Source organism: Streptomyces albiflavescens (genome assembly GCF_014645835.1).
Lineage (GTDB): Bacteria > Actinomycetota > Actinomycetes > Streptomycetales > Streptomycetaceae > Streptomyces > Streptomyces albiflavescens.
This window is the reverse complement of the sequence record NZ_BMMM01000001.1, coordinates 918,497-931,672: the sequence shown is the minus strand read 5'-3', so window position 1 is coordinate 931,672 and position 13,176 is coordinate 918,497. Positions and strand designations below refer to the sequence as shown.

Sequence of the window (13,176 nt, the reverse complement as noted above, 5' to 3'; positions counted from 1 at the left end):
GGGGGATCGGCGGGAGCCGGGGCGTGGCGGGGGTCGGCGGGAGTGGAGGCGCCTGGGGGATCGGTCGTAGCCGGGGCGTGGTGGCGGTCGGCGGAGGGCGAGGAGTGCGGGGGACGGACGAGGGGCGAAGCGTGCGCGGCGTGCTGGGGGAATCGGCGGCATGAGTGGATTCCTCGCGGGGCTCTGCGTCGCGGTACTGCCGTTGCTCGCCGCCGGGTTCTGGCTCGGCAGGCGCACCGCGCGGCCCGAGAGCCTCGGTGGGCTCGGTACCCCCGTCGAGCACGCCACCTTCCAGACCCTGCACACGGCGTCGCTCGCCGCGCCCCCGCTGCGCGCGGGACTCACGGAGGAGACGGCGGGCCGGTCCGCGCGACGACTGCGCACGCTGCTCGGCACCGACGCGCTCTGCCTCACCGACCAGGAGACGGTCCTCGCCTGGGCCGGAGTGGGGGCGCACCACCGCGCCGAGATCATGGAGCGGCTCGGCGGACCGCTGGAGACCGGCCGCGGAGAGGCTTTCCGGCTGTCGTGTGACGAGCCCGCCTGCCCGCTGCGCTGGGCCGTCGTCGCGCCCCTCACCGTCGACGAACGGGTACACGGGGCGCTCGTCGCCTGCGCGCCCCGCGAGTCCGCCGTCCTCGTACGGGCCGCCGGCGAGGTTGCCCGCTGGGTCTCCGTGCAACTGGAACTCGCCGACCTCGACCAGTCCCGTACGCGGCTCATCGAGGCCGAGATCAAGGCACTGCGCGCCCAGATATCACCGCACTTCATCTTCAACTCGCTCGCGGTGATCGCCTCGTTCGTCCGCACCGATCCCGAGCGCGCCCGCGAACTGCTGCTGGAATTCGCCGACTTCACCCGCTACTCGTTCCGTCGGCACGGTGACTTCACCACGCTCGCCGACGAACTGCACGCCATCGATCACTACTTGGCCCTGGTCAGAGCCCGCTTCGGGGAGCGTCTGTCGGTCACCCTGCAGATCGCGCCCGAGGTGCTGCCGGTCGCGCTGCCCTTCCTCTGTCTCCAGCCGCTCGTGGAGAACGCCGTCAAGCACGGCCTGGAGGGCAAGACCGACAAGAGCCACATCAGCATCACGGCTCAGGACGCGGGCGCCGAGGCGCTGGTCGTCATCGAGGACAACGGCACCGGAATGGACCCCGACCGGCTGCGCCGGATCCTGGCCGGAGAGGTCAGCCCCTCCGGCGGCATCGGGCTCTCCAACGTCGACGAACGCCTGCGCCAGGTGTACGGGGACGATCACGGCCTCGTCATCGAGACCGCGGTGGGGGCCGGCATGAAGATCACCGCCCGGCTGCCCAAGTACCAGCCGGGCGTGCACTCGGCGGGACGGCTGCCCCGGGAGTGACCCCTACGTACTGCGCGAGGACAGCATCCCCAGCGTGATCAGGCCGAGCACGACCCAGCCGAACCACAACCAGCCGTTGCTGTCGAGCGCCACCGTGTAGGCCGTCACCACGACGAGCCCGCTCACGGTGATCACGCCCATCGCCTTCGTCGAACCGGGCATCGCAGCACCCTCCTCCAGGCGGGTCCGCGGCGCGGGCCGTGGCCTTGGGCCCATTTTCACCCGGAGGAAGGTGGTTCGCCAGAGCCGGGTGGTCTAGTTGACCGCGGGCATCAGGGCCTTGTCCACGCGCTCGATGCTGCAGACCACCAGGTATGTGCCGTTCGACCAGATCCCTGTGCTGCGCAGGCCGTGACTCCAGTGGGTGGTGGGGCTGTAGTGGTGCTTCTCGGGTGGGGCGTCCTTCTCGCACTGCGCGTTCGCCTGGTCCAGGGGGTCCTCGCCCGGCGCGTAGGTCGTGAGGTGCGTGATGTCGACGACGCGCCCGACGTGCTCCTTGTCGCAGGCGACCAGCTCGTAGTGATCGTTGACCCGTGCGTCGCCGTCGACATGGCCGAGGCAGTCCCCCCGCTGTATCTGGGTGGCGTCCGTAAAGGTCATCCCGTACGGGCGAAGGCCGCCCAGCGGGCCGTACACCGGGCCGTCCTTCCCGACCAGCAGGCACGCGACATTGCCCCCCGTGGCGCCGAACCCCTCGCGGGTGGGGACGACGGCCATGCTGCGCACGTTCCACGCGAGCCTGCCCGCGGTCTCCTTCGTCCGCTCCAGACACTGGTCCTCGCCCTGGCGTCGCGCGATCTCGAACGAGGGGGCTTTGTACAGCGCCATCACCTGCCCGTCGGGGCGCAGGGCCTTGCAGCTCGGATCGAGCGTCAGACGTGGGACACCCGCCACCTTCCACGGGGCGGGGTCGCCGAGGACGCAGTCGCCCTTCTGGAGCGGTTCGGAGAGTCCCACCTCGGCGCCGTACGGCAGCTCGGCCTTGTGCGCCATCGCGTACCAGACCCCGCCGGCGGTCAGCCCGAGCGCGAGGAGTACCGCCGCCACCGCTTGCAGGGCGCGAGGGCGCCTGCGCCGACGCCGGCCTCCGGGCCCCGGCGGAGGAGTGGGCGGTGCCCCGTACCCGGGCGGGCCGAACCCCTGGCCCGGCGGGGTGTACGCGCCCGGTCCCGGTGTGGTCGGGGTGTACGCACCCGGTGCCTGGGCGGTGGGCGCGTAGGCGGCCGGTGCGGCCAGGCCCTGGTCGCCGGCCGGGCTGCCGGAACCCATGACCGTGGGCGTGTACGCGTGCGGAGAGGCGGATCCCCGGTCTCCGACCGCGCCGCCCGGAGCCGAGGGCCCGTCGGAGGTGACGAGCCCCGCCCACGGCGGCTGCGAGCCCGTGTCGACCCGGGTCGGCGGATGCGGTTCGGGCGTGATGATCCGGGCCAGTGCCGCCGCCGTGTTCTCCGCGGAGATCCGCCGGGCGGGATCCTTGACCAGGAGTGCCTCGACGACCGGCCGCAGCGCCCCGGCCCGCCGTGGTGGCGGCGGCTCCTCCAGGACCACGGCGGTGATGGCGGCGAGATCGGTGTCGCGGTCGAACGGCCCGTGGCCCTCCACGCCGAAGTACAGGGTGCAGCCCAGCGAGAACAGGTCGGCCGCCGCGGTCGGCGGCCCGCCCGTGGCGCGCTCCGGCGCCAGATAGCCGGCCGTGCCCACCAGAATGGACGTCCTGGTCCAGCGGGTCTCGGGGGAGTCCGGCTGGACGGAGATGCCGTAGTCGGTGAGCAGGATCCGGGCGCCCGGTGTGCCCGTGCGGTCCGGAGCGAGCAGGATGTTGGCGGGTTTGACGTCCCGGTGCATGATGCCGCGCTCGTGCCCGGCGGTCAGGGCGTCAAGGACCGCGAGGCCGATGCGGGCGCACTCGGCGGGAGCCAGCGGACCGCGCCGGGCGAGCCAGGCGCGCAGATCCTCCGCGCCCGCCACGTACTCCATCACGATCCACGGTAGGCCCTCGTGCTCCAGGACGTCGTGCACGGTCACCACGTGCGGGTGCCCGCGCAGCACCGCCGCGTGCCGTGCCTCGGCGCGGGCGCGCGCGATGCGGGACTCGTGCTCCTCATTGCCTTCCGGCATGGTGCGGAACCTGATCTCCTTGAGCGCGACATCGCAGTCGAGCCGCTGGTCGTGGGCGAGCCACACATGACCCATCCCGCCCGAGCCGACCTGGTCCAGCAGCCGATACCGGCCGGCGATGATCCGGCCCACTCCCGATTGCGGTGATCCTGATGCCATCCGGTTGCTCCCCGGGTTCTGCGCTGATTCGTACGCGGGTCAGGACGTGCCTCCGGTGAGCCCACCGGAGTCGGTCGCGTCGGTCGCGGAGGAGGAGGCACCGGGCGCGGAGTCGCTGACGCCGGGGTCGACCGAGGAGGAGTCGCTCGACCCCGGCGCGCCGCTGTCCGTCGGCTGGGTGGGGAGCGGGGCGGTCGAGACGGACTCCGAGGAGGTGGCCGAACCGCTCGTCGACGTGCTCGGCGGAGTAGTGCCCGACACGGGCGGGGAGTCCGTGCCGCCGGTTGTCGGTGCCGTCGACGTTGTCGACGGCGTCGTGCCGGGGCCGGTGCTGGACCCGCTCGGTCCGGTGCTCGACCCGCCGGGGCCGGTGCTGGACCCGCTCGGTCCGGTGCTCGACTCGCCGGGGCCGGTGGTGGATTCATCCGGTCCGGTGCTCACCCCGCCAGGCCCGGTGCTCGACTCGCCGGGGCCGGTGCTCGCCCCGCCAGGTCCGGTGCTCGACTCGTCCGGACCCGTGGTCACCCCACCGGAATCCTGGGGGGTGCTCTGCCCGTCGTCGGCGGACTGTACGAACAGCGTCACGGAGGCGCCCCACTCCAGCGTGCTGCCCTGGACGGGCTGGGAGGCAGTGACCTGGGCGTCGTCCGGCGGCAGGGTGTCGCCGTCGTATGCCAGGGCCAGCCCGGCGTCGGTGAGGTTTTGCGCCGCCTGGGCGAACGTCATGCCGGTGACGGCCGGAACGGTCTGTTGCGCGTGCGGGTCGAAGGACGTGTCGTCACCGTCGACGCCCAGCTCGCGGGCGATCCCGCGATCGGGGTCGTCGACGTCGATGAGCTGGAGCCGGTCGATCTTGGGGTTCCCCGGCGGCGGTTCGACAATCACGATGTGGTCCTGCCGATATCCGGACCACTTCTTGTTTCCGTCCTTGAACTGCACCGAGGTCTTTTTGATGTTCACCTCGGACGGACGCAGTGGATTCCCGCAGGAGCACTTCACGGCGGGCAGTCCCTGCTTATCGACCAGAATGGCGATTCCTGCCTGCAACAAGGCGTCGAAGGGGACGGCTTTGCCGTGCTTGTACTCGTGATTCGTCACCAGAGTGTCGTGGCGCAACACGACGGGTGTGAGTTGATCGATGTAATTCGGGATCTCGGCGGTGCTGATATGCAGGACGCGTGCCCATTCCCGCGCCTTCGCGGAGTTCTCGGGAGCGGTGAGGAATTTCTTCAGCTTCGCCACGACGCAGGTGCCGGGCTTGGTCGACCCGCCGAACTCACCGGTGGACCCACCGCCACCATCCTGTCCTGGCGAACCGTTGTCCCCGCCCGTGCTGTCCCCGCCCGTGCTGTCCCCGCCCGTGCCGTTTCCGCCGGTGCTGTCTCCGCCCGGGCTGTTCCCGCCGCCCGGTGTGCCCCCGTACAGCCCCGGACTGTTGCTGGCCTGTACCCCGCCGGCCGGTCGTGCCTCGGGGACGCGGGTGTCCCTGCCGAGCTTGCCGTCCTCCTTGAAGAAGGGGCTGGCCTGCGAAATCCCCGCGGCCACGGCACGCACTACGAACAACTGATCGGATTTGCTGCACCCGCTGACTATCAGCACAGAAACCAGCAGTAGAGCGATCCTGCGGGCCGCCGATATCCCAGCCCTTTGCATGGACGCACGAAATGTCATGACCGCTCCCCCTGCGGTTTCCCCCGTGGACCCCGCGCACCGGAAGGCCGGGCGCAGGGGCTTCACATTCCATGCTACTGAATGGAAACGCCTTTCACGCAACGCGAAGAGAAAAGTTAATTCAGCGACCGCGTGTGTTGAGTGAGGCCAGATAGGCGTTGTACGCCTCGAGTTCCTTGTCGCCGTCGCGGTCCGCAGCCCGGTCCGCGCGCCTGGCCTGCCGTTGCTCGGAGCCGTACCACTGGAACAGCAGCGCGATCAGTACGAGGACGGAGGGGATCTCGCTGAACGCCCAGGCGATGCCGCCCGCCGCGTTCTGGTCGGCGAGCGCGTCGATGCCGAGTGAAGCGGGCGGGTTCTTGTACGTCTCGACCATGGGAGAGGACGCCATCATCAGTGCGATGCCGAAGAACGCGTGGAACGGCATGCCCGCGAACAGCTCCAGCATCCGCATGAGATAGCCGGGGCGGTGCGGACCCGGGTCGACGCCCATGATCGGCCAGAAGAACACCAGGCCGACCGCGAGGAAGTGGCACATCATCGCGATGTGGCCCGCCTTGGAGCCCATCAGGAAGTCGAAGATCGGCGAGAAGTACAGCGCGTACAGGCTCGCGATGAACAGCGGGATGGTGAACGCGGGGTGCGTGATGAGGCGCATGTACCGGCTGTGCAGGAACATCAGCAGCAGCTCACGCGGTCCCTTGTTGCCCCGCTTCGCCGCGACCGGCAGCGCGCGCAGCGCCAGTGTGATCGGCGCCCCGAGCAGGATCAGGATCGGCGACAGCATGCTGATCACCATGTGCTGCACCATGTGCACGCTGAACATGACCATGCCGTAGTCGTTCAGCTTGGTGCACATCACGAGCATCACGGTCAGTACACCGACGACGAAGGCGGCGGTCCGGCCCCACGACCACTTGTCGCCGCGTCGCGCGAGCCGCACGACCCCCCAGCCGTACAGGCCGAGCCCCACCAGGCAGGCGACGAGGAAGAACGGGTCCGCGGACCATTCGAGCCCCCGCCCCAGCGTGAACGGCGGCAGATCCATGGTCATGCCGTGCCCGCTGTGATCCATCCGCCGGCTCCTGATTCTGGGGGTACCTCCCAGGCCCTTTTAAGGCACTGGGGGAGGGTTGTGCGCTGTCTGTCCGCACCAGAGTAGAACTGCCCCCGGTCGCGGCTGCGACCGGGGGCAGTTCCACCTACGTATGCGTCAGAGCACGCACTCGGCTTCGGCGTACCGCTCGTCCGGAACCGTTTTGAGCGTCTCGACCGCCTCGGCGAGCGAGACCATAACTATGTCCGTGCCACGCAGCGCGGTCATCATGCCGAACTCCCCGCGGTGCACGGCCTCCACGGCGTGCCAGCCGAACCGCGTCGCGAGGACACGGTCGTACGCGGTCGGCGTACCGCCCCGCTGAACGTGCCCGAGGATCACCGGACGGGCCTCCTTGCCGAGCCGCTCCTCCAGCTCCAGCGAGAGCTGCCGGGCGATCCCCGCGAACCGCTCGTGCCCGTAGATGTCCTTGCCGCCCTCGTCGAACTCCATCGTGCCCGCGCGAGGCTTGGCGCCCTCGGCGGCCACGACGATGGCGAACCGCTTGCCCGCCTCGAAGCGCTCGCCGACCTTGGCGGCCAACTCCTCGATGTCGAAGGGGCGTTCCGGTACGACGATGGCGTGGGCGCCGGCCGCCATGCCGGAGTGCAGCGCGATCCAGCCGGTGTGGCGGCCCATGACCTCGACGATCAGGACACGCTGGTGGGACTCGGCGGTGGTCTTCAGCCGGTCCAGGGCCTCGGTCGCGACGCCGACTGCCGTGTCGAAACCGAAGGTGACGTCGGTGACGGCGATGTCGTTGTCGATGGTCTTCGGCACGCCGACGATGGGCAGCCCGCTGTCGCTCAGCAGCCGGGCCGCCTTGAGGGTGCCCTCACCGCCGATCGGGATGATCGCGTCGAGGCCCAGTTCCGCGACATGGCCCTTGGCTCGCTCCACGCCGTCACGCAGATGCGCCGGCTGGACCCGGGAGGAGCCGAGGATGGTGCCGCCGCGAGCCAGGATGCCGCTCACCGCGTCGAGGTCGAGCTTGAGGTAGTCGCACTCCAGGAGGCCCTTCCAGCCGTCCCGGAAGCCGATGACCTCGTCGCCGTGGTCGACGACGGCACGGTGCACGACGGACCGGATGACGGCGTTCAGGCCGGGGCAGTCGCCGCCGGACGTGAGGACACCAATGCGCATAGCCCGAAATACCTTCTCAACGTGGGCCGGAGACCGGACCACGCTGTCCGGCTGGACCCCGCCACCCTACCGGCGGCAGGGGGCGGGTCCGCATCGTGCGTCCGCCTGCTGGACGCCCCCGCACACGTGAGCGGAGGCCTTGTCAGACGGGCTCCCGCCCGCGCCCTGCGGAACCGTTTCTCGAGAGGGCCGGGCGGGTCTCCAACCGGTCAGGCAGGCCGCTCTGCGGCTGTCTTCACGCAGGCTGCTGCGCAGCCGCGATGCGCTCGTTGCGCAGCGCCTCGTACCACCGGTCGTCGATCGGCGGCAGCGCGTTCACGTCGAGCGCCAGCTTCAGCAGCAGGTCGGCGATCTGCGGGTTGCGGGCGAGGACGGGGCCGTGCATGTACGTACCGAAGACCGTGTCGTTGTACGCGCCCTCGGTGCCGTCGCCCGTGCCGTTGCCCTTGCCGAGCCGCACGTTCGCGAACGGACGGGCGGTGGGGCCGAGATGGGTCACACCCTGGTGGTTCTCGAAGCCGGTCAGCTGGGGCAGGCCGAGGCGCGCGTCGATGTCCGCGAGGACGTCGCCGACGCAGCGCTCGCCCTCGCCGCGCGTGGAGACCACGTCGAGCAGGCCGAGACCCGGCTCGCGCTGGCCGAGGTCGTTGATGAACTCGTGGCCGAGGATCTGGTAGCCGGCGCAGACCGAGAAGACGATCGCGCCGTTGCCGACCGCGCGGTGCAGACCGCCGTCGCGGCGCAGGCGCTCCGCGGCGAGCCGCTGCGGCCTGTCCTCGCCGCCGCCGATCAGGTAGATGTCGCCGGAGGTCGGGATCGGCTGGTCGCTGCGCACGTCGAGGCGGGCCACGTCGAGGCCGCGCTGGCGGGCCCGGCGCTCCACGACGAGCGCGTTGCCCTGGTCGCCGTAGGTGCTCAGCAGGTCCGGATAGATCCACACCAGACGCAGGCTGTTGTCACTCATTCTCTTCGTCCTCCGTGGCTCAGTTGCCGACACGACGCCGCAGATCCTGGAAAGCGGTGTAGTTCGCGATGACCTCGATGCGTCCGGGCGGCGCCATCTGCACGGCCTGGTCGAGGTTCTCGCAGACCTGGAAGTGCTGGTTGGCGACTTCCAGGCGCACGGCCAGGTCCAGCTTCCGGTCGCCGAGAACGAAGATCGGGTGCCCGGTCAGGCGCGTGTAGTCGACGTCCCACAGCCACGAGGTGTCCGTGCCGTCGGCGCCGCGCGCGTTCACGGACAGGATGACCGGGGTCGGCGGCGGGTCGATCAGGGAGAATGTCTCCAGCCAGCCCGCGGGGTTCTTGGCGAGCAGCAGACGCAGGTCGCGCTGCATGAACTGCACCACGTCGTAGCGCCCGGCCACGGCCTGCACCTGGTACATGCGCTCCAGGGCGACCTGCGGGGGGACGCCGAAGACCGCGGCGACGGCGGCCGACGAGGCGGCGTTCGCCTTGTTGGCGCGGCCCGGCAGCTGGAGGTGGATCGGCCAGGCCGAGCCGTGCGGGTCGAGGACGTGGTCGCCGGAGAGCGCCCAGGTCGGCGTCGGACGGCGGAAGCCGCACTCGCCGCAGAACCAGTCGTCGCCGGGGCGCTGCATCACACCACCGCAGGACGGGCAGGACCAGGCGTCGTCCTTCCACATCTGACCGGCCGCCACCCACATGACGTTCGGCGAGGAGGACGCGGCCCACACGACCAGCGGGTCGTCGGCGTTGGCCACCACGACGGCCTTGGAACCGGCCAGGCCCTCGCGCCAGTGCTCGGCCATCATCCGGGTCTCGGCGGCCCGGTCGAGCTGGTCGCGGGAGAGGTTGAGCAGCGCGATGCACTTGGGGTCGGTGTCGCGCGCGACACCGGCGAGGTACTTCTCGTCGACCTCGATGACCGCGTACTTGGCGTCCGAACCGCCCGCGAGCGCCGAGGTGATACCGGCCGGCATGTTCGCACCCAGCGCGTTCGACACGACCGGGCCCGCGGCGCGCAGCGCTTCCGCGATCAGCCGGGTGGTGGTGGTCTTGCCGTTGGTGGCCGAGACCAGGATCACGTCCAGGTGTGTGGCCAGCCGGGCCAGCAGGTCGGGGTCGAGCTTGAGTGCCACCCGGCCACCGATCACCGATCCACTGCCGCGTCCGGCGGCACGCGAGACGGCCGCTGCCGCCTTGCCCGCCGTCACGGCCAGCTTGGCCCGCGGCGTCAGCGGGTCCGAGTTGCCTGACATCGTTTCTCGATCCTCCTTGCGTACGCGCCGCGCCCCTGCCCCCGGCACCGTGTGGGCCTCAGCCTATCGAGATCCACTCACGTGCCCGAATCGCGGCACCACCACGGTGCCGGCGCGACATGCACGCGCCATCAAGGACCGTACCCTTGCCGCCATGCGACACGGCTCCATCCCGGGCACCCACGGGCGCGTCCGGCCCCTCACCCTGCTCGGCGACCCCGTCCTGCACACACCGTGTGAAGAAGTCACCGGGTTCGGCCCCCAACTCGGGCAACTCGTCGAGGACATGTTCGCGACGATGTACGCCGCGGAGGGCGTCGGCCTCGCGGCCAACCAGGTCGGCGAGTCGCTCCGGGTCTTCGTGTACGACTGCCCCGACGACGAGGAGGTCCGCCACGTGGGACATGTGGTGAACCCACGCCTTGTCGAGGCCGACGGTGTGGTGCTCCGGGGCCCGGAGGGTTGTTTGTCGCTGCCGGGCCTGGAGGCGGGGACCGAGCGCTACGACCACGCGGTCGTCGAGGGGTACACCGTGACCGGCGAGCCGGTGAGCGTGCACGGCACCGGCTGGTTCGCGCGGTGCCTGCAGCACGAGTGCGATCACCTTGACGGTGGGGTGTACGTGGACCGGCTCACCGGGTGGCGGCGTCGGCGGGTCATGCGCCAGGCGGCGCGGGCGTCTTGGAGCCGCTGAGCTCCGTCTGCTCGGCCACGGGCCGTCCGTGGCCGCTCGCGCGACCCCGTGCCCCGTTGCCGGGCTCAGAACCCAGGACCGCCGATCTTGTCCCCCGCCGCCGCCAGGCGGCCCCACAGCAGGTCGGCCAGACTCCGCACCAACTCGGCCCGAGGACACGGCCGTTCCCCCAGCCACCAGTCTCCGGCGGCATGCATCATGCCGACGATCCCGTGGCCCCACACCCGGGCCAGCTGCTGGCTGCCGGGGCCGAGGTCGACGCGCTCCTCGATGACCTCGGCGAGCTCCTCGCCCATGCGGCGCAGCAACGGCGCGGAGTGCTTGCCCACGTCGAAACCCTGGTCGCCCGGCTGGCCGCCCTCCGCCGGATGCATGAGGAAACGGTAGACCTGGGGGCGTGCCTCGATGGCCGCCAAATAGGTGTCGAGTGTCGACTCGACCCGCTCCCGGCGCTCGGCCGGCGCGTCCAGTGCGGCCCGCAGCGCTTCGAGGAGGGCGTCGGTGTGCCGCTTGGCGAGCGCGGCGTAGAGTCCGCCCTTGTCGCCGAAGTGGCGGTACAGGATCGGCTTGGTGATGCCCGCCTCGGCGGCGATGGCGTTCATCGATGCCCCGGGGCCGTCGCGGAGCACCACCCGGTCGGCGGCTTCCAGCAGCTCGCGCCGGCGGCGGTCGGCGGACCTCTGCTGATCGGTCCGCTGTGTGGTGTCCATGTGCTCTCCCCACCCGTGGTGATTCGGTGACGCCTGCGCAAACTAACACTCGTCGGCGTATGGGTATCGAACGGGCTACCGAGCGTGGCTCAGGAGTTGACTTTTCCTACTGGTCAGTAACACACTCCAGTTACCGCAAGTAACAGCTTAGTGCAGCCCTGGAGGGGACATGGCCGAGTTCACCATGGAGCTCAACGACGAACAGAAGGAGGTCCGCGACTGGCTGCACGGCTTCGCCGCCGATGTGATCCGCCCCGCGGCCGCCGAATGGGACGAGCGCGAAGAAACTCCCTGGCCGGTCATCCAGGAGGCGGCGAAGGTCGGCATCTACTCCCTCGACTTCTACGCCCAGCAGTACTTCGACTCCACCGGCCTCGGCATCCCGATGGCCATGGAGGAGCTGTTCTGGGGCGACGCGGGCATCGCCCTCTCCATCGTCGGTACCGGCCTCGCCGCCGTGGGCGTCCTCGCCAACGGCACCGAGGAGCAGATCGGCACCTGGATCCCCCAGATGTACGGCGATGCCAACGATGTCAAGGTCGCCGCCTTCTGCTCCTCCGAGCCCGACGCCGGCTCCGACGTCGCCTCCATGCGCACGCGCGCCGTCTACGACGAGGCCAAGGACGAGTGGGTCCTCAACGGCACCAAGACCTGGGCGACCAACGGCGGCATCGCCAACGTCCACGTCGTCGTCGCGGTCGTCGACACCGAGCTGGGCTCCAAGGGGCACGCCTCCTTCATCGTCCCGCCGAACACGCCGGGCCTCTCGCAGGGCCAGAAGTTCAAGAAGCACGGCATCCGTGCCTCGCACACCGCCGAGGTCGTCCTGGAGAACGTCCGTATCCCCGGCTCCTGCCTCCTCGGCGGCAAGGAGAAGCTCGACGAGCGCCTGGCCCGCGCCCGTGAGCGCGCCAAGGCGGGCGGCGAGCGCGTGAAGAACGCCGCGATGGCGACGTTCGAGGCCAGCCGCCCGGCGGTGGGTGCCATGGCGGTGGGTACCGCTCGGGCCGCGTACGAGGTGGCCCTCGACTACGCGAAGACGCGTGAGCAGTTCGGGCGGCCGATCATCGACAACCAGGGTGTCGCGTTCCAGCTCGCCGACATGCGGACGTCGATCGACGCGGCGCGGCTGCTGGTGTGGCGCGCCTCCTGGATGGCGGTCAACGGCAAGCCGTTCACCGCGGCCGAGGGGTCCATGTCGAAGCTGTTCGCCAGTGAGACCGCGAAGAAGGTGACCGCGCAGGCGATCCAGATCCTCGGTGGCAACGGGTACACCCGGGAGTACCCCGTGGAGCGGATGCACCGGGATGCGGCCATCTACACGATCTTCGAGGGTACGAGTGAGGTTCAGCGGCTGGTGATCGCGCGGACGTTGTCCGGGATGCCCATCCGCTAGCGGTTTCGAGGAGGCTGCGGACCGGTTGTGGCCGGTCGCGCAGTTCCCCGCACCCCCTGAAAGGGGCGCTCCGGCTAGCGGTGTTTCAAGGGTGTGAGTTGCTCGATGTCGTACCTGGAACGCAGCTCCTCGATCGCCGCATGGTCCGGGGGGCCGCCGTTGCCGAGGATCTCCAGGAGTTCCTCGAAGTAGTGCTCGTGGTCAGGGGGCGGTGACGCCTGGAAGAACATCTTCGCCGGGGTCTCCGTGGGGTTGGAGAAGGCGTGCGGGCAGCCTGGGGGCACGACGATGACCGTGCCGGGGGTCGCCCGGACCACCCGGCTGCCCGAACCGGACTCCCACTTCTGCCAGTTGTCCGGGGTCCGTACCCGCGGCTCGAAGGCGAGCACGTCCAGCTCGCCTTCGAGCACATAGAACAACTCCTCGCTGCGTGTGTGCACATGGGCGCCGACGTCGAAGCCGGGCGGCACGCGCACCTCGAAGGTGGACGCCGTGCGCGAGTGCGAGCCGGTCACCTTGAACGTCACGTGCTGCGCGGGCGTCTGCACGACACGGCCGTGCCCCGGCGGCACGAGTAGCCCTTCGGTCCTTGTCATCGGCC

At 70.3% G+C, this 13,176-nt stretch carries 12 protein-coding genes; 3 read left to right on the top strand and 9 right to left on the bottom strand.

Annotated elements, in window-relative coordinates:
* Positions 1 to 160: 160 nt before the first annotated feature.
* The gene (locus tag IEY95_RS03945; RefSeq protein WP_189184381.1) at positions 161 to 1,366 is read left to right on the top strand and encodes a sensor histidine kinase; all 1,206 of its coding nucleotides are present in this window, start codon (positions 161 to 163) and stop codon (positions 1,364 to 1,366) included.
* Between the two features lie 3 nt (positions 1,367 to 1,369).
* Here IEY95_RS03945 and IEY95_RS03940 read toward each other — a convergent pair whose 3' ends face one another.
* The 7 genes from IEY95_RS03940 to IEY95_RS03910 form a co-directional block, all read right to left on the bottom strand.
* A complete protein-coding gene (locus IEY95_RS03940; RefSeq protein ID WP_189184380.1) occupies positions 1,370 to 1,528 on the bottom strand; it encodes a hypothetical protein in 159 nt (52 codons plus the stop codon).
* 93 nt (positions 1,529 to 1,621) lie between these two features.
* Positions 1,622 to 3,643 (bottom strand): serine/threonine-protein kinase, encoded by a 2,022-nt coding sequence (locus IEY95_RS03935; RefSeq protein ID WP_189184379.1) that lies wholly within the window; start codon positions 3,641 to 3,643, stop codon positions 1,622 to 1,624.
* Positions 3,644 to 3,682: 39 nt separating this feature from the next.
* Entirely contained in the window at positions 3,683 to 5,188 is a 1,506-nt protein-coding gene (locus IEY95_RS03930) for a PASTA domain-containing protein (protein WP_189184378.1), read from the bottom strand.
* 247 nt (positions 5,189 to 5,435) lie between these two features.
* Positions 5,436 to 6,389 carry a cytochrome c oxidase assembly protein gene (locus tag IEY95_RS03925; protein ID WP_189184377.1) on the bottom strand — a complete coding sequence of 318 codons (954 nt, stop codon included), beginning with the start codon at positions 6,387 to 6,389 and terminating at the stop codon, positions 5,436 to 5,438.
* A 138-nt stretch (positions 6,390 to 6,527) separates the two neighbouring features.
* A complete protein-coding gene (locus IEY95_RS03920) occupies positions 6,528 to 7,553 on the bottom strand; it encodes a 6-phosphofructokinase (RefSeq protein ID WP_189184376.1) in 1,026 nt (341 codons plus the stop codon).
* 235 nt (positions 7,554 to 7,788) lie between these two features.
* On the bottom strand, positions 7,789 to 8,517 hold the full coding sequence (locus IEY95_RS03915) for a type 1 glutamine amidotransferase (protein WP_189184375.1): 729 nt from the start codon (positions 8,515 to 8,517) through the stop codon (positions 7,789 to 7,791).
* Between the two features lie 19 nt (positions 8,518 to 8,536).
* Positions 8,537 to 9,775 (bottom strand): MurT ligase domain-containing protein, encoded by a 1,239-nt coding sequence (locus IEY95_RS03910; protein WP_189184374.1) that lies wholly within the window; start codon positions 9,773 to 9,775, stop codon positions 8,537 to 8,539.
* A 154-nt stretch (positions 9,776 to 9,929) separates the two neighbouring features.
* Between IEY95_RS03910 and def the strand changes: the two genes are divergently transcribed.
* On the top strand, positions 9,930 to 10,469 hold the full coding sequence (gene def / locus IEY95_RS03905) for a peptide deformylase (RefSeq protein WP_189184373.1): 540 nt from the start codon (positions 9,930 to 9,932) through the stop codon (positions 10,467 to 10,469).
* Between the two features lie 65 nt (positions 10,470 to 10,534).
* Here the strand turns inward: def and IEY95_RS03900 are convergent, their stop codons facing one another.
* A complete protein-coding gene (locus IEY95_RS03900) occupies positions 10,535 to 11,179 on the bottom strand; it encodes a TetR/AcrR family transcriptional regulator (RefSeq protein WP_189184372.1) in 645 nt (214 codons plus the stop codon).
* Positions 11,180 to 11,348: 169 nt separating this feature from the next.
* On the opposite strand from IEY95_RS03900, the gene IEY95_RS03895 reads away from it, so the two are divergent.
* Complete coding sequence (locus IEY95_RS03895) at positions 11,349 to 12,575, top strand: acyl-CoA dehydrogenase family protein (protein WP_189184371.1); 1,227 nt, start codon at positions 11,349 to 11,351, stop codon at positions 12,573 to 12,575.
* Between the two features lie 74 nt (positions 12,576 to 12,649).
* Here the strand turns inward: IEY95_RS03895 and IEY95_RS03890 are convergent, their stop codons facing one another.
* Positions 12,650 to 13,171, bottom strand: a complete 522-nt coding sequence (locus IEY95_RS03890; protein ID WP_189184370.1) for a cupin domain-containing protein — start codon at positions 13,169 to 13,171, stop codon at positions 12,650 to 12,652.
* Positions 13,172 to 13,176 lie beyond the last annotated feature (5 nt).

Bases quoted from the DNA above. Each gene is read 5' to 3' on its own strand.
- IEY95_RS03935 (WP_189184379.1), bottom strand. From the start codon at position 3,643: ATGGCATCAGGATCACCGCAATCGGGAGTGGGCCGGATCATCGCCGGC.
- def (WP_189184373.1), top strand. From the start codon at position 9,930: ATGCGACACGGCTCCATCCCGGGCACCCACGGGCGCGTCCGGCCCCTC.
- IEY95_RS03890 (WP_189184370.1), bottom strand. From the start codon at position 13,171: ATGACAAGGACCGAAGGGCTACTCGTGCCGCCGGGGCACGGCCGTGTC.
- IEY95_RS03925 (WP_189184377.1), bottom strand. From the start codon at position 6,389: ATGGATCACAGCGGGCACGGCATGACCATGGATCTGCCGCCGTTCACG.
- IEY95_RS03940 (WP_189184380.1), bottom strand. From the start codon at position 1,528: ATGCCCGGTTCGACGAAGGCGATGGGCGTGATCACCGTGAGCGGGCTC.
- IEY95_RS03920 (WP_189184376.1), bottom strand. From the start codon at position 7,553: ATGCGCATTGGTGTCCTCACGTCCGGCGGCGACTGCCCCGGCCTGAAC.
- IEY95_RS03915 (WP_189184375.1), bottom strand. From the start codon at position 8,517: ATGAGTGACAACAGCCTGCGTCTGGTGTGGATCTATCCGGACCTGCTG.
- IEY95_RS03945 (WP_189184381.1), top strand. From the start codon at position 161: ATGAGTGGATTCCTCGCGGGGCTCTGCGTCGCGGTACTGCCGTTGCTC.
- IEY95_RS03900 (WP_189184372.1), bottom strand. From the start codon at position 11,179: ATGGACACCACACAGCGGACCGATCAGCAGAGGTCCGCCGACCGCCGC.
- IEY95_RS03910 (WP_189184374.1), bottom strand. From the start codon at position 9,775: ATGTCAGGCAACTCGGACCCGCTGACGCCGCGGGCCAAGCTGGCCGTG.
- IEY95_RS03895 (WP_189184371.1), top strand. From the start codon at position 11,349: ATGGCCGAGTTCACCATGGAGCTCAACGACGAACAGAAGGAGGTCCGC.